Origin of the sequence: Faecalibacterium duncaniae, from assembly GCF_010509575.1 — a bacterium.
Classification (GTDB): domain Bacteria; phylum Bacillota; class Clostridia; order Oscillospirales; family Ruminococcaceae; genus Faecalibacterium; species Faecalibacterium duncaniae.
On sequence record NZ_CP048437.1, the window covers coordinates 2,756,272 to 2,777,819 of the forward strand.

A 21,548-nucleotide genomic window follows, 5' to 3' on the forward strand; every position below is an offset into this window, starting at 1 on the left:
AACGGGTTGAACACATTGAATACTTTTCAGACAAACGGGTTGAACACATTGAATACTTTATAGTAAAGGCTGCCGCTCATCACCGTGTCGTTGAGCATGGTGAGGTTGCCGCCGGTGATCACAATGAGCGCCCAGACCACGCAGAGCACCAGATAGATGTCCACAAGGCTGGCAATGCCGCCCACGCCCCAGCCCAGCCAGTGGTTCACTGCACCGATCACGGGCAGCTTGTTCACCAGCCCCAGCACTGTGACCAGCAGGCTGACCAGCATCCGCAGCAGGGCAAACGCCACAAAGAACAGCACCAGCGAGATCACCGGGGTCAGCAGCGGAGCCAGCACCTTCTGGACGATGGTATCCGCCAGCACAACGGCGTTGTCATTGAGGACGGCAGAGATGGAGCGCTCGCAGGCATCCACGATGGATGCCCGGAACGCCTCGGGCAGAAAGCCCGCGTACCGCTGGGCAATGCCATCCAGACTGACGGCTCCCCCGGCGGCGATATTGGCAGCAATCTGGTCCCGGAAGCTTCCGGCGAGGAAGCGCTCGAACACCTGCCCGGCTGCCCAGCCTGAAAAGGCTTTGGCACCGAACAGGCTGATGAGGCTGCCCGTCAGCTGCACCACCGAGGCCAGAAAGCCTTTGCGGGCATACCGGACGGCCAGCACCAGCCAGACCACCGTACATAGGATATCAAAAATAAATGACGGATTCTTGAACATACGTTTAACCTTATTCCGAACTGGCTCACCCTCTCAGTCACGACTGCCGTCGTGCCAGCTCCCCCAAAGTGGGAGCCAACGCTTCTGACAGGGGAAGCTACAAAATAGATTGCACTCTTTTTCCTCAAAGCCGCAATTGCCTCTCCCTTTGGGAGAGGTAGCAATGCGCAAGCATTGACGGAGAGGGTTATTCAGCGGGTGCTTCCAACTTCTGCACCGTGTTGCCGCTGAACAGCAGCAGATCCTTGCTGTTGGCCAGCAATGCCTGCGGGCTGGTGTCAAGGTTCTGGCTCCACTGCTGGGTGCCGGACGCATCAAAACACTCCACGGCGTTATCGGCCAGCAGATAGAACAGGTTCCCCGCCCGGACAATGGAATTTGCCGCCGAGACAGCGGCGCTGAACTGGACGTTCAGGTTTTTGTCCAGCGTCACAGCCTGAGAGACCTGCCCCGATGCCAGCAGCAGGGCCACATTGCCTGCCGCGTCCACCGAAACATCTTTCAGCTCCGTGCCCGCAAAATCATAGACCGCACGCTCGCCGCCGCCCGCATTGTAGAGCACGGCCCTGGTATCGTAGACAGCCAGGATCGTGGAAGCAGAGGTCCACCCCAGCCACTGGGGCACACCGCCCTGATTCACCAGACTGACGGGATCGCCCGATGCCAGATTGATGAGGTAGAGGTTGGTCATCACCTGTCCCCCGCTGACGGTGACGGCTGCCGCCGCCAGCTTCCGGCTGTCGGGGGAAAAGGCCATCCGCAGGGGGGTGCCGTCGTTGGAGGTCATGCTCCAGCTGAGCTGCTGCTCCATGGAGGGGCTGTATACCAGCAGCTTTGCCATGCTGGTCTGGTCCTCCGTGACCACGGCCAGCGTGCCGTTGTCCGACATGGCGCAGAGGAAAATACTGTTTTCCAGCTGCTTGGTGTAAAGGTTCTGGGTGCGGCTCTCCACCCGCAGCTCGTTTCCGGAGCGGTTGTAGAGGACAAAGCGGGTCTTGCCCGCGGCCAGCGCCGGGCGGGCATAGCCGCTCTGGATGCTGTTCAGCTTTTTGCCGGTGCGCGACCAGACCACACAGCCCTCGTCCCCCAGCTCCACAAAGCTGCCGGTCAGGGGGGCCATCTGCTCCAGCTCGGCCACACCGGTCTGCTGGGGCCAACCGGAGCCGGGCAGCAGGGCAATGCGGGCCGTATCGGTCAGGTCCTTCAGGGCCGCCACCGAGCTGCCCGCGATGCCGGTGGCAAACAGCACCACCGCCGTCAGCAGCACCAGCAGCACCGCCGTGCGGCGGATGCGCCTGTTCCGCACACGCTGGCGGGCAGCTTCCAGATATTCGACCCGCCCTTCCGAAAGCGGCTCGTCACTCTCCGGACGGTTGCGATTTTTTCTCATAGGTCGTAGTCCACCTTCTCCAAAAATAGCCCTTTTGCGGGCAGCGTCGGCCCGGCCTGGCTGCGGTCCCGGCTGGCAAGGATGCCGGGGATGGCATCGGGCTGCATCCGGCCCGCGCCCACCTCACACAGGGTGCCTGCCAGAATGCGCACCATGTTATAGAGGTAGCCGTCCGCTGTCACCTCAATGTCCACCTCGTCGCCCTTCCGGGTCACATGGCAGTCGGTGATGGTGCGCACGGTATCTCCGTGGGCAGCAGCAGAGGAGCCCGCCGCGCACAGGGCCAGAAAATCGTGCTTTCCCACAAACTGTTCCGCCGCCCTCTGCATGGCATCCACATCCAGCCGCCGGGGCACCCGGGTGTAATATTTTTCATCAAAAGGCGAATCGATGGGGTGGTTGTGGATGCGGTACAGGTAGGTCTTGGTATGGGCGGCATAGCGGGCGTGGAACTCCTCCGGCACCACCCGGGCGCACAGCACCCGGATATCCGGGGGCAGGTGCTGGTTGATGGCCAACGGCAGCTTTTCGGGGGGGATGCGGGTCTCCGCGTGGAAGTTCAGCGCAAAGCCCAGCGCGTGGACCCCGGCATCGGTGCGGCTGCACCCCTTGATATCGGGGCGGCTGTGGAGCACCGCTTCCAGCCCATCCTGAAAGGTCTGGGCCACGCTCCGCCCGTTGGGCTGCACCTGAAAGCCGCAGTAGTTGGTGCCGTCGTAGGCAAGGGTCAGTAAATAGTTCTGCATGGAACTCCTTCCGTCACGGCTTTGCCGTGCCACCTCTCTCAAAGAGGGAGGCTATAAGGCCCCCTCCTCGAGGGGGCTGTCGCCGCAGGCGACTGGGGGAGTTTTTAAAAATTCGGGAACACCAGTCTCGAGCTCAGGATCACCATAAAGCAGACGATGCACACCGCCAGATCGATATAATCCTGCCGGGTGCAGCGCAGCACCTTCAGGCGGGTGCGGCCATCACCGCCGCGGTAGCAGCGGCACTCCATGGCCATGGCCAGCTCATCGGCGCGGCGGAAGGCCGAAATGAACAGCGGGATGAGCACCGGCACCAGCGCCTTGACACGCTCCATCATGGAGCCGTTGTCCAGCATGGCACCGCGGGCTTTCTGGGCGTTCATGATCTTGTCGGTCTCTTCGATCAGGGTTGGAATAAAGCGCAGGGCAATGCTCATCATCATGGCCAGCTCATGCACCGGGAAGTGCAGCCTGCCCAAAGGCTTGAGCAGCTGCTCGATGGCATCTGTCAGCACAATGGGGCTGGTGGTATAGGTCAGCAGGCTGGTGCCTGCGATCAGTGCCATCACGCGCACCGCCATCAGGATGGCATAGCGCAGGCCCTCGGCGTAGATGTTCAGCACCCAGAAGTGCACCAGCGGCTCGCCCTCGCCCGAAACAAAGAAGAGGTTGAGCACCGCGGTAAAGAGGATGATGGGCAAAATGGGCTTCAGGCTCTTGGTGATCAGCTTGAAGGGGATCTTTGCCACGCCGTACATGGCCACAAGGAACACAAGGGACAGCGTCAGGCCCAGCGGGTTGGACGCGGCAAACAGCAGGATGATGTAGACGATGGTCAGCACCAGCTTCATGCGGGGATCGAACTTATGCACAAGGCTGTCGCCCGGGAAGTGCTGGCCGATGGTGATATCTCTCAGCATGTGGCAGCGCCCCCCTTCTTTGCATCCACACGGGGCAGCACAAGGCTTTCGCCTGCGTCCCGGCGCTTCTTGGCTTCCAAAATCATCTTGACGGCATAGGGCACGGTGTAAACATCCGCCGGGACATCCACCCCCATCTCCCGCAGCTTGAGGAAGATCTTTGTGACCTGCGGCACGCTCAGGCCCAGCGCCAGCAGCTCGGGCGCACGGGCAAACACGTTCTCCACGGTGTCGTACATGGCGATCTTCTTGTTGCTCATCACCAGCACACGGTCGGCGTACTTGGCAATATCCTCCATGCTGTGGGAGACCAGCAGCACGGTGGTGCCGGTCTTTTTGTGGTACTCCTTGACCTCAGACAGGATCTCGTCCCGGCCCTCGGGGTCCAGACCGGCGGCAGGCTCATCCAGCACCAGAATGCGGGGCTTCATGGCCATCACACCCGCCACGGCCACCCGGCGCTTCTGGCCGCCGGACAGCTCAAAGGGGCTGCGCTGCAGCAGCGCCTCATCCAGGCCGACAAAGTCCGCTGCTTCATGCACCCGCCTGTCGATCTCGGCCTCGTCCAGCCCCATGTTTCTGGGGCCAAAGGCGATATCCTTATAGCAGGTCTCCTCAAACAGCTGGTACTCCGGGTACTGGAACACCAGACCGGTGAGGAAACGGAATTCCCGGATCTTTTCCGGCTCGGCCCACAGGTCACGGCCATCGATGATGATGTGGCCGCTGGTGGGCTTGTTCAGGCCGTTCATGTGGGTGATGAGGGTGCTCTTGCCGGAGCCGGTGGCACCGATGATGCCCACAAAGTCTCCCTCTTCCACCTCAAAGCTCACGTCATCCAGCGCGGTGACGGCATTGGGCATTCCCGGGTTATAGACATAACTCAGGTGATCTACTTTGATAATGCTTCCCATCTTCCGTCCCCTCCCTTACTTCAAAAGCTCATACAGAGCCTGTGCGCACGCGCCGGTGTCGATGATGCCCTCGGGCATGGGGATGCCGGCCTTGACCAGCTCATCCCGCAGCTCGGCAGCCTGCGGCACATCCAGCCGCAGGGCGCGCACCTTTTCGGTCTGGCTGAACACCTCTTTTGGGGTGCCCTCCATGACCACATTGCCCTTGCTCATCACCAGCACGCGGTCGGCCTGAGCAGCTTCTTCCATATAGTGGGTGATGGACACCACCGTGATTCCCATGTTCTTGTTCAGATGGTGGATGGTCTGCATCACCTGCTCCCGGCCCCGGGGATCAAGCATGGCGGTGGCCTCGTCCAGGATCAGGCAGTCGGGCCGCATGGCGACCACGCCCGCAATGGCAACGCGCTGCTTCTGGCCGCCGGACAGGTTGTGGGGTGCACGCTCCCGGTACTCGTAGATGCCCGCCATCTTCATCGCTTCATCCACGCGGCGGCGCATCTCCTCCGGCGGCACGCCCAGATTTTCCAGCGCAAAGGCGACATCTTCCTCCACCACGGTGGCAACGATCTGGTTGTCCGGGCTCTGGAACACCATGCCCACGGTCTGGCGGATATCGTAGATCTTGTCCTCGTCTTTGGTGTCCATCCCCTCCACCAGCACAGTGCCGCTCTCCGGCAGGAGGATGGCGTTGAAGTGCTTGGCCAGCGTGGATTTTCCACAGCCGTTGGCCCCCAGCACTGCCACAAATTCGCCCCGCTTCACCTCAGCCGACACGCCGTTCAGGGCGTAGTCCGGCTGTTCCGGGTCATAGCGGAACTTCAGATCTTTCGCAGTTAAAATCGTTTCTTCCATAGGTTTTCTCTTTCCGGTGGTGCGCCCTTCTCAAAAGGGCTGTACCCCATTCTTGGTTCTTCTTCATTTTTTCAGAATAGCTGCCGTCAGGACACTCCCCCAGTCTGCTTCGCAGACAGCCCCCTCTGAGATGGGGCCTCTGGCGCAACCGAGAAGTTTTCCGGCAAACGGTCAACGTTCCCGCCATGCCAAAGGCTCCCTCCCCGAGGGAGCTGGCACGGCGACAGCCGTGACTGAGGGAGTTCATTCTTCCCAAATGGCCGTTGCGCCGCAGGGCACAACGCCGCCGGTGGCGGAAACGGGCAGGCCGATCTCATCACAGCTGGTCTTGCCGCCAAAGCGGGGCACCAGCGTGGTCTTGAGCATATACTCCATGACCGCGGGGGACAGGCCGGTGGTGTAGCTGTTGACCGCAAAGAAGAGGGGCGTATCGCTCAGCACTTCCTCGCACTGGCTGATGAGCTCGTAGATGCAGTCCTCCAGCTTCCAGATCTCGCCGCCGGGGCCGCGGCCGTAGCTGGGCGGGTCCATGATGATACCATCGTAGGTGTTGCCCCGGCGCTTTTCCCGGGCCACGAACTTGGCGCAGTCGTCCACCAGCCAGCGGATGGGCCGGTCCGCCAGACCGCTGGCCACGGCGTTGTCCTTGCCCCACGCTACGATGCCCTTGGAAGCATCCACATGGCAGACAGTAGCGCCCGCAGCGGCACAGGCCAGCGTTGCGCCGCCGGTGTAGCCAAACAGGTTCAGCACCTTGACAGGGCGGCCTGCCGCACGGATCTTTCTGGCGTACCAGGCCCAGTTGACGGCCTGCTCCGGGAACACGCCGGTGTGCTTGAAACCGGTGGGGCTGACGATGAGGGTCAGCTTGTCCTCGCCCTCACCGCAGGAGATCTTCCACTTCTCAGGCAGACGGCGGCGGTACTCCCACTCTCCGCCCCCCTGATTGGAGCGGTGGTAGATGGCATCGGCCTTGGCCCAGAGCGGGCTCTGCTTCTCGGTTTTCCACACCACCTGCGGGTCGGGCCGGATGAGGATGGTCTCTCCCCAGCGCTCCAGGCGGTTGCCGCCGGTGGCATCCAGCAGCTCGTAATCTTTCCAACTATCTGCAGGGCGCATAAGCGTCCTCCTTTCTCTCTTCAAACGGCTCAGAACAGGCTCTGCTGGCCGTTGTCCTCCGGGCTTCCGGTCTCGGGGGCTTTCAGGCCCAGGTGCTCATAGGCAAGGCGGGTGGCACAGCGGCCCCGGGGGGTGCGGGTCAGAAAGCCCATCTGCATCAGGTAGGGCTCACACAGGTCCTCCAGCGTCACGGCCTCCTCGCCCAGCGCCGCCGCCAGCGTTTCCAGGCCCACAGGGCCGCCGTTGTACATCTCAATGATGGCGCGGAGCAGGCTGCGGTCCAGCTCGTCCAGACCCAGCGCGTCCACGTCCATCCGCTTCAGGCTCATCAGGGAAACATCCCGGTCGATGATGCCATCCCCCAGCACGGTGGCAAAGTCGCGGACACGCTTCAAGAAGCGGTTTGCCACGCGGGGGGTGCCCCGGCTGCATTTGGCCAGCTCGTAAGCGCCCTCCGGGGTGATGGGCTGGTCGAGGATGCCCGCCGAGCGCTGGATGATCCGGCTCAGCTCATCGGGGCTGTACAGCTCCAGCTTGAGCAGCACACCGAAGCGGTCCCGCAGGGGGCCGGTGATCTGGCCCGCACGGGTGGTAGCGCCCACCAGCGTGAAGCGGGGCAGATTGATCCGGATGCTCTGGGCGCTGGGGCCCTTGCCGATCATAATATCCAGCGCGTAATCCTCCAGCGCCGGGTAGAGCACTTCCTCCACCTGCCGGGACAGGCGGTGGATCTCATCAATGAAGAGCACATCGCCCTCCTGCAGATTGGTCAGCAGGGCGGCAAGGTCGCCGGGCTTCTCAATGGCCGGGCCGCTGGTGATGCGGATCTGCACCCCCATCTCGTTGGCGATGATGCCCGCCAGCGTGGTCTTGCCCAGGCCCGGAGGGCCATAGAGCAGGATGTGATCCATGGGCTCGCCGCGCCGCTTGGCGGCTTCCAGATAGATTTTCAGGTTCTGCTTGACCTTGTCCTGTCCGATGTAGTCCTCCAGATGCTGCGGGCGAAGGCTGTTTTCCTCGTTGTCCGCCGCCGTTAAGCCGGGCTGCATCATTTTTGCGCCATAGAGCGCGGTTTCGTCCTGCATGGATTACCTCCTGCCTGCCATGCCCCGCAGGGCCAGCTTGATGATTTCTTCCACGGGAAGGCTTGCGTCGATCTTGGAAACGGCCAGGGCGGCTTCGCTCTGGCTGTACCCCAACGACACCAGCGCCGCAATGGCCTGCCCGGCTCCCTGTGCGGCGGGGGCGGCAGTGGCCGCGCCCACATCCTCGAGGTTGATGCCATCCACAAAGCCCTTTGCTACCTTATCCTTCAGTTCCAGCACGATGCGCTGGGCCAGCTTGGGGCCCACGCCGGATGCTGCCTTGAAGGCCTTGTGGTCGCCCGCCGAGATCGCCAGCGCCACCCGGTCAGGCTCCATGACGCTGAGAATGGCCAGACCCACCTTGGGGCCCACACCGGAAACGGCAGTCAGCAGCTCAAAGCAGCTCTGCTGCTCCTCGGTGGCAAAGCCGTACAGGCTGATGTCATTTTCGGCCACGCTCATCACGGTGTAAAGGGTGGCTTCCCGGCCCACCCCGGGCAGTGCGCCCGCAACGCTGGTCGGGCACTGTACATAGTAGCCCACCCCGCCGCAGCTCACCACCACGGCGTTCAGGGTCTTTTTGATGATTTTTCCGGATAGACTGTAAATCATAGTTTTCCTCCAGCAGCCTTCCCCTCTCAGTCTCGCATTCGCTCGCCAGCTCCCCCAAAGGGGGAGCCAAAGCATCGAATTGGGCAGCTGCTACTGTACTCATCCACTGATGCCAAAAGCCGCGATCGCCTCTCCCTTCGGGAGAGGTGGCAATGCGCAGCATTGACGGAGAGGGCTCAGATCGGCCCAACGCCCCTTCTTGCAAAGCGGTTCAGCTGGTTGCCGTTGGTATGGCAGAAGGTGATGGCCATGGCCAGTGCATCGGCGGTATCATCGGGCTTGGGCACAGCAGGCAGATGCAGCAGGATGCGGGTCATCTCCTGCACCTGCTTTTTCACGGCCTTGCCGTAGCCGGTAACAGCCTGTTTCACCTGCATGGGGGTGTACTCGTAGATGGGGATGCCCGCCTGCGCCGCCGCCAGCAGGATAACCCCGCGTGCCTCGGCCACGCCGATCACTGTGGTCTGGTTGTGCTGGTAGAACAGCTTTTCGATGGCAAGCACCTCGGGCTGTGTCCGCTCAATGACCTCCCGGATGCCGGTGTAGACCTCGTCCAGCCGTTGCTCAAACGGCACCCCGGCATCGGTGCACACGGCCCCGAAATCCACCGGTGCAAACCGGTTGCCCGCATAGTCCAAAACGCCCCAGCCCACGATGGCGTAACCCGGGTCGATGCCCAAAACTCTCATTCTGCGATACCTTTCCTATTATAATCAATGTATTATACCACAAACCGGCGTTCAGGGCAACGGAAACACCTTGGGGCGGTTTACAAAATGTGCGCTGGGCGGCTGATTTTCCATTCCCGGCAAACCAGGCATCAAAAAGTTTGCAGAATTTTCAAAAAAGGGCTTGCTTTTTGCCCGGCGGTATGATATCATAATCAAGCTGATTGCGGCACAAACAGAATATGGACGGTTAGCTCAGCTGGTAGAGCATCTGCTTGACGTGCAGGAGGTCACAGGTTCGAGTCCTGTACCGTCCACTCGTGGAAAAGAACCATCGACTTCGGTCGGTGGTTCTTTTTGTTTTGCTGGCGCTTTGCGGGATGGTGTGGTATACTCGGCTTAGTTCAACAACTCGGAATTTGGAGATATTGTGTATGAAAAAGAAAATGTTATGCCCTATAGTAATTGTGATTGCATTTTTAATTTGCTGTATCGTATATTTCAAGCCTTTATCACTTTCAGATGTTGCAGAGGCTGACAACCAGATGAAAATGATATACAGCCAGATTGGAGTAGAAAATGGTGAGGCATACATTGATTCTGTGAATTACCAGGATATTACCATAGACCAAAAGAATGCCATTCTATCTCTGTTAGATAAATATACTTACAGGAGAACAGTAGGTACACTATTTTCAAATGGGTCTACATCCGATTTAGGGAACAAAACACTTTCTATTTATGTGTATGATGATGATTTGCTGATCAACAGTGTATTTGCGACATCATCAGGGAAAGTTGTCATCAATGAAAAAACTTATAATATGGAAGACGCTGAACGGTTTATTGAGCAAATGATTGAAATAATGAACTAAGCAGACAACTTACAGTTTGCCGTACTCGTTCCTGGCAGGGTTTGGAGCAGGCATGCTCCAACAAGAGCACTTCTTCAACTCACATGAGTTGAAGAAGTGAAGTCCCGGATGGACCATCCTCCACCCGAGGATAAGAACCATCGACTTCAATCGGTGGTTCTTTTTGTTTTGCTGGCGCTTTGTGGGATGGTGTGGTATACTCGGCTAAGTTCAACAACTCGGGATTTTCTCAGGAGGCTATAAAAATATGATTGGAAGAATTTATCACGTTGGATTAACAGTTTCTGATTTGGATCGCTCGATTGCTTTCTACAGAGACATCCTTGGTCTTGAGTTTCAAGGAGAAATTTTTATGGAAGGCAAAGAAACCGATAAAATGTTTCGTAGAGCAAATTGCAAAGCAAGAGTTGCTTATTTGAATGGCTCTAAGGCTATTGAAGCACCACCGGTCGAACTGATTCAGTTCGTAAACAGCGAGATCCATAAAGAACAATCAGACTTGTTTACGACATCCATCTCGGAAGTATGTTTCTATACGGATGACATTGATTCTGTCTATAATATCCTTATCGAAAATCATGTGGAGTGCTTATCTGAACCGCAGTATTTCGACTTTAGAGCAAATGGATTTGGGGAGAGTCGAGCTTTTTATTTCAGAGACCCGGATGGTATTATCCTTGAAATGATGCAGCCTCTTTGATAAGAAATTATAGGTATAGGAAATTGCCAACTTCCAGTTTGCCATACTCGTTCCTGGCAGGGTTTGGGGCAGGCACGCTCCAACAAGAGCACTTCGGAAACTCGCAGGAGCTTGAGAAGTGAAGTTCCGGATGGACCATCCTCCACCCGAGGACAAGAACCATCGGCTTCAATCGGTGGTTCTTTTTGTTTTGCTGGCGCTTTGCGGGATGGTGTGGTATACTCAGCTCAACAAATCAAACTCTGGAGAATGACTATGCAAAAGATCCGTACTGCCACCTTTGAAGATCTGGATGCCATTGCTGCCGTGGAGGCGGCCTGCTTTCCGGCTGCGGAGGCGGCCACAAAAGAAGAATTTGCCGGGCGGCTGGCCCATTATGCCGACCACTTCTGGCTGCTGTTCGAGGACGAAAAGCTCGTCTCCTTTGTGGACGGCTTTGTGACCGATACCCCCGACCTGACAGACGAGATGTACGCTGACGCTTCCCTGCACGATGCCCATGGGGCGTGGCAGATGATCTTTGGGGTGAACACCCTGCCCGAATACCGGAAGCAGGGCCTGGCCGGGCAGCTGCTCCGCCGGGCCATCGCCGATGCAAAGGCTCAGGGCCGCAGGGGGCTGGTGCTCACCTGCAAGGACAGGCTCGTGCACTATTACGCCGGCTTCGGCTTTGTCAGCGAAGGCGTTTCCGGCTCCACCCACGGCGGCGTGGTGTGGTACCAGATGCGGCTGACCTTCTGAACTTCCTACAAAAAGCAGCGCCCCCGCCTGCCGGAAACACCGGTGAGCGGGGGCGCTTTGCATTTGCTGGGAGGATATGGTCTACCTGCACCACTGGGCAAACTCTGCGTCTGTGCACTTGACGTAGTGGCTGCCCGGAGATCTGACACGACGCACCCGAGAGGCTCACAGACAAAAAAGGAGCCCGCTGTACGAACACAACGGGCTCCTCCTGGTTCTGATCTTACTTCGCGTACTCGATGGCGCGGCTCTCGCGGATGACGTTGACCTTGATCTGGCCGGGATAATCGAGGGTATCCTCGATCTTCTTGGCGATCTGGCGGGCCAGCAGGATGACCTGATCATCGCTGATGACATCGGGCTTGACCATGATGCGGACTTCACGGCCGGCCTGAACGGCAAAGGCCTGCTCCACGCCCTCAAAGCTGGAAGAGATCTCCTCCAGATTTTCCAGACGCTTGACATAGCTCTCCACGTTCTCGCGGCGGGCACCGGGACGTGCGGCGCTGATGGCATCGCAGGCCTGAATGATAAAGGCCAGCGGGGTCTTGGGCTCCACGTCGCCGTGATGGGCCTCAATGGCATGGATGATCTGGGTGTTTTCCTTGTACTTGCGGCAGATATCCACACCGATCTGGACATGGCTGCCCTCGATCTCGTGGTCAAGGGCCTTGCCGATATCATGCAGCAGACCGGCACGGCGGGCCAGCGTGACGTTCACGCCCATCTCGCCTGCCAGCAGACCGGCCAGCCAGGCCACCTCCATGCTGTGGGTCAGAGCGTTCTGGCCAAAGCTGGTGCGGTACTTCAGGCGGCCGATGAGCTTGATGAGGTCGGGGTGCAGGCCGTGGATGCCAAGTTCCATCACGGCGCGCTCGCCCTCCCGCTTCATCTGCAGCTCAAGGTCGTGGCGGCACTTCTCCACCGTCTCCTCAATGCGGGCGGGGTGGATGCGGCCATCACCGATCAGGCGCTCCAGCGTCATGCGGGCAACCTCGCGGCGGGTCTGGTCAAAGGAGGACAGGGTGATAGCCTCCGGGGTATCGTCGATGATAAGATCCACGCCGGTGGCAGTTTCCAGCGCGCGGATGTTGCGGCCCTCACGGCCGATGATACGGCCCTTCATCTCGTCGCTGGGCAGGGGCACCACGCTGACGGTGGTCTCGCTGCAGTGGTCAGCGGCGCAGCGGCTGATGGCCTGACCGATCATGTTTCGGGCGATGTTATCGCAGTTTTCCTTCAGGTCGGTCTCGTAGGCAGCCACACGGACAGCCTTCTCGTGGGTGAGCTCCTCGTCCACCTTGTGCAGCAGCACTTCGCGGGCATCCTCCTGGCTCAGGCCCGCCAGGGTCTCCAGGCGCTCCATCTCCTTGGCACGGATGGCATCCACCTCAGCCAAGCGGCTGTCGGCCTCCTCGTGCTTTTTCTTGAGCTCTTCTTCCTTCTTTTCCAGGGCTTCGGTCTTGCGGTCCAGCGCATTTTCCTTCTGGTCAATGCGGTTCTCCTGGCGGCTGATCTCAGCACGGCGCTGCTTGATCTCCTTGTCGGCCTCTGCCTTCTGGGCATCGACCTCGGCTTTCAGACGGAAAGCCTCATCCTTGGCTTCCAGAACAGCTTCTTTTCGTTTTTGGTCAGCGGTCTTGATTGCTTCGTTCACCAGGCGGGTAGCCTCGGCTTCTGCGCTGCCGATCTGTGCCTCGGCAGTCTTTTTACGGTTGTTGTAACCAATAAAATAACCCGCGCCGGCAGCAACAGCAGCAACCACGACCACGATCAACAGAATGATCGGGGACATCGTGTTCACTCTCCTTACAATTAAAGTTCAAAATTAACTAAAATCTGGAGACGCTGCCGCGCAAGGCGTGGGTCAACAATACAAAATCAAGCTCTCAACAACAAAACAGACAACAGCACCGCACAAAAAGGGCATGTTTGCCCCTGCGGCCTGATGCAGCTTTTTTATCTACAAGGTTTTCATATAAAAACGGGCAGATGAAGCCCCATTGAACTTTGGTTGTGGAAGATCCCTGCACGCAGCGTCATGGATTCCATACTACTTCTTATATTACGAAACATTTGGTACAATGTCAAGTAAAGTGAAAGGAATTTTCTAAAAAAACAGCCATTATTCCAGATACATCCGCCGCAGCCGCATCAGACGGGCGGGGGTCAGGCCGTATTCGGCTTCAAGATAGGCATCGGTGGTGCCGTACTTTTTGCGGATGGTGTCCAACACAAAGGGGGCAGACTCCGGGTGGACACCGGCAATGCCCTGATAGAACTGCTTCTGTTCGGGATGCGCCTCGATCTCCTCGGCATGGGCGGCCCAGATTTTTTCCAGCTCCGGGCGGCGGCAGACATTGGTCCGGACAAAATCCTGACAGATCGTTTCATCGGAAGCGCCCAGCGCCAGCAGGATGAGCATGGCCGCCACGCCGGTGCGGTCTTTCCCGCCGGAGCAGTGGAACAGGATCGGCGTTTCGCCCGCCTCCAGCGCCCGGAACAGCTCCTTGTAGGCCTTATTGCGGAAGAGCATCTGCTCATACATGGCATCGGCGAGGTTATGCTCCTCATCCTTCTTGCCCTTGAGCAGCTTTTCAATGTCCCCGGGAGAGAAGGAGATCTCGCTTCCGTCCGGGTGGCAAAGCCCGCAGATGCGCACCAGCCGCGCGCCATCGGGCACATAGTCAGGCTGCTCCGCTGCCTCGGACTCGCTGCGCAGGTCAAGGATGAGCCGCAGGCCCAGGCTGTCCAGCAGCTTACGGTCAGCCGCCCCGGTCAGCAGTCCGGTGGGAATGCCGCGGTAGATCTGCCCCCACTTGACATGCTTGCCCTCGTCGGCCTCGTAGCCGCCCAGCTCCCGGAAGTTGTTTCCGCCCGCAAAGGGCAGCTGGGTGCCCGGAGCCGGGTGCTGCGGTGCCGCCTTGGGGGCGGCGCTGGACAGCACCGGGAAGTTGTAGAAGGGCTTTGCCGGGCGGCCCCGCCGGGGCGGCAGGGATGCCGCTCCCCCGATGACCTCCATCAGGTAGCCCCGCAGCAGGTCAAGATAGGCCGAGTTGTGGTCGCGCCGCTGCACCATCGAGACGCAGAGGGGCGGCAGATCTTCCAGCAGCACGTCACGCACCCGGTCCAGCTCCCGCCGTGCCCCCGGCTCGTAGCGGGTCAGGCAGGTGCAGAGCTGCTCCTGCACCAGATAGTACGCCTGATAGAAGCTGGGGCCGATCTCCGCGTTGGGTGCAAACCCCTCCCTGGCGCAGGCATCCCACAGGGGGCTGAACAGATCCTGCCGCAGGCTGGGCAGCAGCACCCGCTGGCCCCGCAGAGCCGAAAGCGGCACCCGCTCCTTCTCCCAGAGGGGATGGCCGCGCGGCACCAGCAGGCAGGCCGGGTCGGCCCGCAGGGTGGTGCGGGCCAGCACCGGGGCCGCCGTGCCCAGATCCATCACAAGGCCCGCGTCCAGCTCGCCCTGCTCCACACCATCGGCCACGGCATCGTTTTCCAGCAGGCGGAACCGCATCTCAATGTGGGGGTACTGCTGGCGGAACTTGTCCAGCTGGGTCTCCAGCCCGGGCAGGTAGTCCGGCACCAGCGAGACACTGATGCCGATGCGCACCGGCTGGGCCGACTGGATCTCCGCATGGAGGGCCGCCTGCATCTGCTGGAACTGCTCCACCACCGGGGCCGCATGGCGCTGCAAGCTCAGCCCCCGCTCGGTGAGCGAGAGCTTGTGGTGGGCGCTGACGAACAGCGGGCCGCAGAGCTCGGCTTCCAGCGCCGTGATGCTCTGCCGCAGGGCCTGCCGCGACAGAAACAGCCGCTGTGACGCGCGGGTATAGTTCATTTCTTCGCACAAAACCAGAAAATAGTGCAGCTGGCGGATATCCATGGGTTCCTCCTGAAGGGTGGTGTATCAATAGATTAAGGATACCGCCTTTTTGCCCGCTTGTAAAGGCCGCATGGGCAAAAAGTCCCTCCCGGATTGACACATCCCGCCGCATGGTGTAGACTTCAAGCAGCAGAATTTTTCTCCCCGAAGAGAAAAGCTCCATCAAACACACAGAAAGAAGGTATTTTCCATGAAAGTCATCGCTACTGAAAAAGCTCCCGGCGCGATCGGCCCCTACTCCCAGGGCTTCATCGCAGGCGGTTTCGTCTACACCTCCGGCCAGATCCCTGTGAACCCCGCAGACGGCACTGTGCTCGAGGGCATCGCCGCCCAGACCGAGCAGAGCTGCAAGAACGTGGGTGCGATCCTGGAAGCCGCCGGTTCCGGCTACGACAAGGTCATCAAGACCACCTGCTTCCTGGCCGATATCGCCGACTTTGCCGCCTTCAACGAGGTCTACGCAAAGTATTTTACCTCCAAGCCCGCCCGCAGCTGCGTTGCCGTCAAGGATCTGCCCAAGGGTGTCCTGTGCGAGATCGAGGCCGTGGCAGAGGCGTAAGCTCCCGAATTGCACCAGCTTTGCGTTCTCCCCTTTACAACGCTCTGAAATTGTGCCATAATTTACTGTATTAAAGGGAAAGCCGTTCCGGTGCCGCAACTCGGCGGCGGAGAACGGAAAGAGAGGGGTAAACTGTTATGAGCAAAACGATGATCCCGCAGAACTACACACCCGCGCTGAACCTGTACGACACCCAGCGTGCCATCGGCACCGTGAAGCGGCTGTTCGCCGACACCCTGTGTGCCACGCTGAACCTCTACCGCGTGTCGGCTCCGCTGTTTCTGGAGGCTTCCACCGGCCTGAACGATGACCTGAACGGCGTGGAACGCAAGGTCACCTTTGACATCCGGGACAGCGGCATTGAGGCACAGGTGGTGCAGTCGCTGGCAAAGTGGAAGCGCAAGGCCCTGAAGGACTACGGCTTCCGCGTGGGCAAGGGCCTGTACTGCGACATGAACGCCATCCGCCGGGACGAGGAGCTGGACAACCTCCACTCCGTTTATGTGGACCAGTGGGACTGGGAGAAGGTCATCCGCAAGGAGGACCGCAGCGAGGCCTACCTGAAGAACGTGGTGCGCTCCATCGTGTCGGCCGTCTGCGCCACCGAGATGAATCTGCACGCCATGTTCCCCCAGCTGCAGGATCTGCCCCTGCACACCCCCAACGTAACCTTTATCACCACCCAGGAGCTGGAGGACAAGTACCCTGACCTGACCCCGAAGGAGCGCGAGAACGCCTTTGTAAAGGAAAACGGCACCACCTTCCTGATGAAGATCGGTGCTCCCCTGAAGAGCGGCAAGCCCCACGATGGCCGCGCCCCCGACTACGATGACTGGGACCTGAACGGTGACCTGCTGTTCTGGAACGAGCCCCTGCAGTGCAGCTACGAGCTGAGCAGCATGGGCATCCGCGTCAGCCCCGAGAGCATGGACCGGCAGCTGACCATGGCAGGCTGTGACGACCGCCGCACCCTGCCTTTCCACAAGGCAGTGCTGAGCGGTGAGCTGCCCTACACCATCGGCGGCGGCATCGGCCAGAGCCGTCTGTGCATGCTGCTGCTGGGCAGCGCCCACATCGGCGAAGTACAGGCAAGCGTCTGGGACGAAGCCACCCGCGCGGCCTGCGCAAAGGCCGGGATCCCCCTGCTGTAAGCAAAACACGAGAAAAGGCTCTCTGCCAAAACCGGCAGAGAGCCTTTTTTGCATCTCAGCTTCTGAAAAGCAAGCCCACATTTTTCTTTTTGCGGCGATTCCCGCCCAGCCGCCAGACAAGCCAGGCATAGAGCAGGTTCATGGCCAGGATGGCCGCACACCACAGCACCGTCTGCCGGGTGGTCTGCTGATAGACCAGCAGGAACGGGTAAGGCCCGGTGATGAGCCGCTGGTAATTGGCCCAGAGGGCCACAGAGCCATAGAGCATCGTGGGGACCAACGCCAGCGGAACGCACCGCGCAGGCAGCTTTGGCTCCCGTTCCAGCAGGACAAAGGAGACAAAGGCACACAGCGGGTTGAGCAGGTGGTGGTAGAGCATGGAGCTCTCGGTCAGCAGAAATACCACGCCGCCCTGGTCGGCACAGTAGGGCCCCAGCACGAACACCACGGTCAGGAAGGTCATGGTCAGGCAGCAGGTGGCAATGTACTTGAGTGTCTTGACCCAGCGGGGCAGCTGCCGCCCCGTGAACAGACAGATCACCTGACACACCGCCACCAGCAGGCAGACAAAGAACGCAAAGACATTGGAGTTCTCGGTGTAAAAGGTGAAGGTCTGGCTGCCCACCGCTTCCCAGGTCATCCGGATGGCCACCGGCTCCCACCGCACGATGCAGAGGTTCAGGAAAATGGAACAGAGAATGGCGATCTTCTTGATCATTTTGCGGTATTGATGAAGCTGCGGTTGTCCCACAGGTACTTGATGCCGGAGATGGCGGTGGCAATGGCCACCAGCCAGCACAGCCAGTAAGAGAGGAACACGCAGTCAGCGCCTATCATAACGGAATTGCCCCAGGTCAATGCGGTGCCGAAGTAGTAGAAGATGATGGTCAGCATCTGCAGCACGGTCTTGACCTTGCCCCACATGTTGGCGGCGATGACCTTGCCGTCCTTGGCACCGGCGGCCACCATCCGCAGACCGGACACGGCAAACTCACGGGCCAGGATGATGCAGAGCACCACCGGGCTGCACACGCCGTCCCGCAGCATGTAAATGAAGGCCACGGTGGTCAGCATCTTGTCGGCCAGCGGGTCGGCAAACTTGCCAAAGTCGGTGACCATGTTCCACTTGCGGGCCAGATGGCCGTCCAGAAAATCGGTAAAGCTGGCCGCGGCAAAGATGATGCCCGCCACCAGATACCAGGTGGGGTTGAAATCTTCCGTGCCGATCTGGGTCAGGGAAACGAAGACCATGAACACCGGCACCAGAATGATGCGGGTCAGGGTGAGCTTATTGGGCAGATTCATATAGATTCCTCCAATTTGTTATTTTGCAACCGTGCCATACAGATCGTAAAGGTCACTGTCCTCCACCAGCACATCATAGAACTGGCCGGGGTAGAGCGGCTCCTCGCTGGAAACGCAGACATTGCCGTCCACCTCGGGGGCATCGCCGGTGGTGCGGCAGAGGTACAGGCCGCTCTCCTCGTCGATGCCGTCACAGAGCACACGGACGGTCTGGCCCACCTTTTCGGCCTGTTTCTGGGCCATGATGCCGGTCTGGATCTGCATCACCAGCTCAGCGCGCCGGTCCTTGGTCTCCTGATCGATCTGGCCGTCCATCTTTGCGGCCACGGTGTTCTCCTCGGCAGAATAGGCAAAACAGCCCAGACGGTCAAATCTGACCTCCTTGACGAAGTTGCACAGGTCCTCGAACTGCTCCTCGGTCTCGCCGGGGAAGCCTGCGATCAGGGTGGTGCGCAGGGTGATGCCGGGGATCTCCCGGCGCAGCTTGCCGATGACCTCCAGCAGCTCCGCACGGGTGGAGCGGCGGTTCATGTTTTTGAGGATGGTATCGTTGCAGTGCTGGATGGGCAGGTCAAGGTAAGGCACCACCTTCTCGTTCCGCTTCATGGCGGCAATAAAGTCATCGGTGATGCGCTCCGGGTAGGCGTACATGATGCGGATCCACTCAAGGCCCGGCACCTTGTTCAGCTTGTCCAGCAGCTCACAGATGCTGCCGGGCTTGCCCCAGTCCTCGCCATAGGCGGTGGGGTCCTGGGCCACCACGATCAGCTCCTTCACGCCCTCACCGGCCAGCCAGCGGGCCTCGGCCACGCAGTCGGCCAGATCGCGGCTGTGCAGCGGGCCGCGGATGCCGGGGATGGCGCAGTAGTGGCAGCGGTTGTTGCAGCCCTCTGCGATCTTTAAGTACGCATAGTGGGCAGGCGTGCCGATGACACGCTTGCCGCCCAGCGGGAAGTCCTTTTTGGCACCGTAGCTTTCCAGATGGTTCTCACCGTGGAACAGGCGGGCCACGATGGTGTCAATGGCCTTGTTGGAGGCACAGCCCACCACAGCATCCACCTCGGGGATCTCCTCCTCGATCTGGCTGCGGTAACGCTCGGCCAGGCAGCCGGTGACGATGACCTTCAGCTCCGGGTTCTGCTGCTTGTAGGCGCAGGCCTCCAGAATGTTCTCAATGGCCTCGGTCTTGGCGCTCTCGATAAAGCCGCAGGTGTTGACCAGAATAACATCGGCTTCACCCAGATCGGCCACCGTCTCGTGACCGGCCGAAAGCAGGATGTGCACCATCACGTCCAGATCGACCTGGTTCTTGGGGCAGCCAAGGGAAATACATGCAATTTTCATAAAAAGGGATACTCTCTTTCCTGTTTGTCAAATCTCCGTTGTATAACCTCTCCGTCATTGCTTCGCAATGCCACCTCTCCTAGTAGGAGAGGCCTTGGCAGTAAGGGAGAAGTTTCCCGTTTTGCCAAGGGCTCCCCTACTAGGGGAGCTGTCGAGCGGATGCGAGACTGAGAGGTTATACAACGGATCACTTATTCCTCTTCGATTCGCCGAATGGCTTCCTTAATGATGGAATACGAAAATCCCCGCCGCTGCAGGGCCGCAATGACCAGATCCCTGCGGCCCGCTTCCAGCTTTTTGCGGTAATGCCCTTCCACCAGAGCGGCGGCGGCCTCCAGCTCCGGGTCCTCGCCGGAAGCATCGGGGGTGTAAACAGCATCCAGCGCCTGCTGGATCTCGCCTGCGGCCAGACCCTTCTGCCGCAGATTCTGGGCAGCGGCGCGGCGGCTCTTTTTTGCCGCCAGCAGGGCGTGGGCACAGGTCTCGGCATAGCGGGCATCGTTGATATACTCCCGCTGCACCATCTCTGCCACCACGGCGGCACTGGTCTGCTGGGTATAGCGGCGGTTCAGCCGCTCATACAGCTGGCCAGAGGAAAGCTCCTGCCCGGCCAGCAGCTCCATGGCCCGGGTGCGGGCCTTGGCGGCATCGGTAGATTTTTCCTCTTCGGCCAGCGGGCGGCGGCCACGGCTGTAAAAGGCCATTTACTCTTCCACCATGATATCCAGCTCACTCTCGCTGCTGCGGGCGGGAGCCTTGACCACCGGCTCCTTTGCTGTGGCAGGAGCTGCCGGTTCCCCCTCTGCAGGGGCGGCAGCAGCCTTGCCCCCCGGGCGGCGGGTGGCATAGAGCTTGTCGGCATTGGCGCGCACCTGACCCTCGATATCGTTGGCGATCTCGGGGTTATCGCGCAGGAACTGCTTGGCATTGTCGCGGCCCTGACCCAGGCGGATATCGCCGTAGTTGAACCATGCACCGCTCTTCTGAACGATGCCCAGCTTGACACCCAGATCGATGAGCTCACTCATCTTGGAGATGCCCTCGCCGAACATGATGTCGAACTCCGCCTCACGGAACGGAGGAGCCACCTTGTTCTTGACGATCTTGGCGCGGGTATGGTTGCCGATGAACTGGCCGGAAGAATCCTTCAGTCCCTCCACGCGGCGGATATCGATGCGGACAGAGGAATAATACTTCAGGGCGCGGCCGCCGGTGGTGACCTCGGGGTTGCCGTAGACCACGCCGACCTTTTCACGCAGCTGGTTGATGAAGATGCAGACGGTGTTGGTCTTGCCGATGACGCTGGTCAGCTTGCGCATGGCCTGGCTCATCAGGCGGGCCTGCAGGCCCACATGGCTGTCGCCCATCTCACCCTCGATCTCGGCGCGGGGCACCATGGCGGCAACAGAGTCCACAACGATGGCATCAATGGCACCGGAGCGCACCAGCGCCTCGCAGATCTCCATGGCCTGCTCACCGGTATCGGGCTGGCTGACCAGCAGGTTGTTGATGTCCACACCCAGCGCCTCGGCATACACAGGGTCCAGCGCGTGCTCCACGTCGATGAAGGCAACATCGCCGCCCTTCTTCTGGGCTTCGGCCAGAACATGCAGGGCCAGCGTGGTCTTACCACTGGATTCAGGGCCGTACACCTCAATGATGCGGCCCCGGGGCACACCGCCCACGCCCAGTGCCAGATCCAGGCCGATGCTGCCGGTCGAGATGGCATCCACCTGCATGGCGGCGTTGTCGCCCAGCTTCATCACAGCGCCCTTGCCGAACTGCTTCTCGATCTGGGCCAGTGCCGTGGCCAGCGCATCCTTCTTGGCACCGGGATCGGTCTTCTGGGTCGCCGGGGCAACGTTGTTGTTCTGATTTTTTGCCATAGTGTCATGCTCCTTTGTCATCTGTTCCCGGCGCGGTGCGGCCAAACGCAGGCGCGGGCATTCCAATTCT

The 21,548-nt window shown here is 59.9% G+C and carries 22 protein-coding genes and 1 tRNA gene; 6 read left to right on the forward strand and 17 right to left on the reverse strand.

Annotated elements, in window-relative coordinates:
- Positions 1-26: 26 nt before the first annotated feature.
- From GXM22_RS13180 to ruvC, 10 genes are all read right to left on the reverse strand, one after another.
- Positions 27-722, reverse strand: coding sequence for a hypothetical protein (locus tag GXM22_RS13180; RefSeq protein ID WP_005934859.1), 696 nt, complete (start codon positions 720-722; stop codon positions 27-29).
- Positions 723-909: 187 nt separating this feature from the next.
- Positions 910-2,112 (reverse strand): DUF5711 family protein, encoded by a 1,203-nt coding sequence (locus tag GXM22_RS13185; RefSeq protein WP_005934860.1) that lies wholly within the window; start codon positions 2,110-2,112, stop codon positions 910-912.
- Positions 2,109-2,858, reverse strand: coding sequence for a tRNA pseudouridine(38-40) synthase TruA (truA, locus tag GXM22_RS13190; RefSeq protein ID WP_005934861.1), 750 nt, complete (start codon positions 2,856-2,858; stop codon positions 2,109-2,111). Before truA ends, GXM22_RS13185 begins: the two co-directional genes overlap by 4 nt.
- A gap of 104 nt (positions 2,859-2,962) precedes the next feature.
- A complete protein-coding gene (locus GXM22_RS13195; protein WP_005934862.1) occupies positions 2,963-3,778 on the reverse strand; it encodes an energy-coupling factor transporter transmembrane component T family protein in 816 nt (271 codons plus the stop codon).
- A complete protein-coding gene (locus tag GXM22_RS13200; protein WP_005934863.1) occupies positions 3,772-4,692 on the reverse strand; it encodes an energy-coupling factor transporter ATPase in 921 nt (306 codons plus the stop codon). Before GXM22_RS13200 ends, GXM22_RS13195 begins: the two co-directional genes overlap by 7 nt.
- A 15-nt stretch (positions 4,693-4,707) precedes the next feature.
- Positions 4,708-5,547 carry an energy-coupling factor transporter ATPase gene (locus GXM22_RS13205; RefSeq protein WP_005934864.1) on the reverse strand — a complete coding sequence of 280 codons (840 nt, stop codon included), beginning with the start codon at positions 5,545-5,547 and terminating at the stop codon, positions 4,708-4,710.
- A 243-nt stretch (positions 5,548-5,790) separates the two neighbouring features.
- Entirely contained in the window at positions 5,791-6,666 is an 876-nt protein-coding gene (locus GXM22_RS13210; RefSeq protein WP_005934865.1) for a class I SAM-dependent methyltransferase, read from the reverse strand.
- Positions 6,667-6,695: 29 nt separating this feature from the next.
- Positions 6,696-7,751 (reverse strand): Holliday junction branch migration DNA helicase RuvB, encoded by a 1,056-nt coding sequence (gene ruvB, locus GXM22_RS13215; protein ID WP_005934866.1) that lies wholly within the window; start codon positions 7,749-7,751, stop codon positions 6,696-6,698.
- Between the two features lie 3 nt (positions 7,752-7,754).
- Complete coding sequence (gene ruvA / locus GXM22_RS13220) at positions 7,755-8,363, reverse strand: Holliday junction branch migration protein RuvA (protein ID WP_005934867.1); 609 nt, start codon at positions 8,361-8,363, stop codon at positions 7,755-7,757.
- A gap of 176 nt (positions 8,364-8,539) precedes the next feature.
- Positions 8,540-9,052 carry a crossover junction endodeoxyribonuclease RuvC gene (ruvC, locus tag GXM22_RS13225; RefSeq protein WP_005934868.1) on the reverse strand — a complete coding sequence of 171 codons (513 nt, stop codon included), beginning with the start codon at positions 9,050-9,052 and terminating at the stop codon, positions 8,540-8,542.
- A gap of 223 nt (positions 9,053-9,275) precedes the next feature.
- Between ruvC and GXM22_RS13230 the strand changes: the two genes are divergently transcribed.
- From GXM22_RS13230 to GXM22_RS13245, 4 genes are all read left to right on the forward strand, one after another.
- Positions 9,276-9,348 (forward strand) — tRNA-Val (locus GXM22_RS13230).
- A gap of 117 nt (positions 9,349-9,465) precedes the next feature.
- Positions 9,466-9,906: a hypothetical protein gene (locus GXM22_RS13235; protein WP_005934870.1), complete on the forward strand. Its 441-nt coding sequence runs from the start codon at positions 9,466-9,468 to the stop codon at positions 9,904-9,906.
- A gap of 247 nt (positions 9,907-10,153) precedes the next feature.
- A complete protein-coding gene (locus tag GXM22_RS13240) occupies positions 10,154-10,606 on the forward strand; it encodes a VOC family protein (protein ID WP_005934872.1) in 453 nt (150 codons plus the stop codon).
- Positions 10,607-10,855: 249 nt separating this feature from the next.
- Positions 10,856-11,347, forward strand: coding sequence for a GNAT family N-acetyltransferase (locus GXM22_RS13245; protein ID WP_005934874.1), 492 nt, complete (start codon positions 10,856-10,858; stop codon positions 11,345-11,347).
- 223 nt (positions 11,348-11,570) lie between these two features.
- On the opposite strand, the gene rny is transcribed toward GXM22_RS13245, so the two are convergent.
- Positions 11,571-13,142, reverse strand: a complete 1,572-nt coding sequence (gene rny, locus GXM22_RS13250; RefSeq protein ID WP_005934875.1) for a ribonuclease Y — start codon at positions 13,140-13,142, stop codon at positions 11,571-11,573.
- A gap of 330 nt (positions 13,143-13,472) precedes the next feature.
- The gene (locus tag GXM22_RS13255; RefSeq protein WP_005934877.1) at positions 13,473-15,233 is read right to left on the reverse strand and encodes a tyrosine-protein phosphatase; all 1,761 of its coding nucleotides are present in this window, start codon (positions 15,231-15,233) and stop codon (positions 13,473-13,475) included.
- Between the two features lie 190 nt (positions 15,234-15,423).
- Here GXM22_RS13255 and GXM22_RS13260 point away from each other — a divergent pair, with 190 nt between their 5' ends.
- Both GXM22_RS13260 and asnA read left to right on the forward strand, forming a co-directional pair.
- Entirely contained in the window at positions 15,424-15,792 is a 369-nt protein-coding gene (locus GXM22_RS13260; protein WP_005934878.1) for a RidA family protein, read from the forward strand.
- A gap of 137 nt (positions 15,793-15,929) precedes the next feature.
- A complete protein-coding gene (gene asnA, locus GXM22_RS13265) occupies positions 15,930-16,943 on the forward strand; it encodes an aspartate--ammonia ligase (protein WP_005934879.1) in 1,014 nt (337 codons plus the stop codon).
- A 55-nt stretch (positions 16,944-16,998) separates the two neighbouring features.
- On the opposite strand, the gene GXM22_RS13270 is transcribed toward asnA, so the two are convergent.
- From GXM22_RS13270 to recA, 5 genes are all read right to left on the reverse strand, one after another.
- The gene (locus tag GXM22_RS13270; protein ID WP_005934880.1) at positions 16,999-17,661 is read right to left on the reverse strand and encodes a hypothetical protein; all 663 of its coding nucleotides are present in this window, start codon (positions 17,659-17,661) and stop codon (positions 16,999-17,001) included.
- Positions 17,658-18,248 (reverse strand): CDP-diacylglycerol--glycerol-3-phosphate 3-phosphatidyltransferase, encoded by a 591-nt coding sequence (gene pgsA, locus GXM22_RS13275; protein ID WP_005934882.1) that lies wholly within the window; start codon positions 18,246-18,248, stop codon positions 17,658-17,660. Before pgsA ends, GXM22_RS13270 begins: the two co-directional genes overlap by 4 nt.
- 18 nt (positions 18,249-18,266) lie before the next feature.
- Positions 18,267-19,592 (reverse strand): 30S ribosomal protein S12 methylthiotransferase RimO, encoded by a 1,326-nt coding sequence (rimO, locus tag GXM22_RS13280; protein ID WP_005934883.1) that lies wholly within the window; start codon positions 19,590-19,592, stop codon positions 18,267-18,269.
- 191 nt (positions 19,593-19,783) lie between these two features.
- Positions 19,784-20,296 carry a regulatory protein RecX gene (locus tag GXM22_RS13285; RefSeq protein WP_005934884.1) on the reverse strand — a complete coding sequence of 171 codons (513 nt, stop codon included), beginning with the start codon at positions 20,294-20,296 and terminating at the stop codon, positions 19,784-19,786.
- Positions 20,297-21,478: a recombinase RecA gene (recA, locus tag GXM22_RS13290; protein ID WP_082210798.1), complete on the reverse strand. Its 1,182-nt coding sequence runs from the start codon at positions 21,476-21,478 to the stop codon at positions 20,297-20,299.
- Positions 21,479-21,548: the final 70 nt, after the last annotated feature.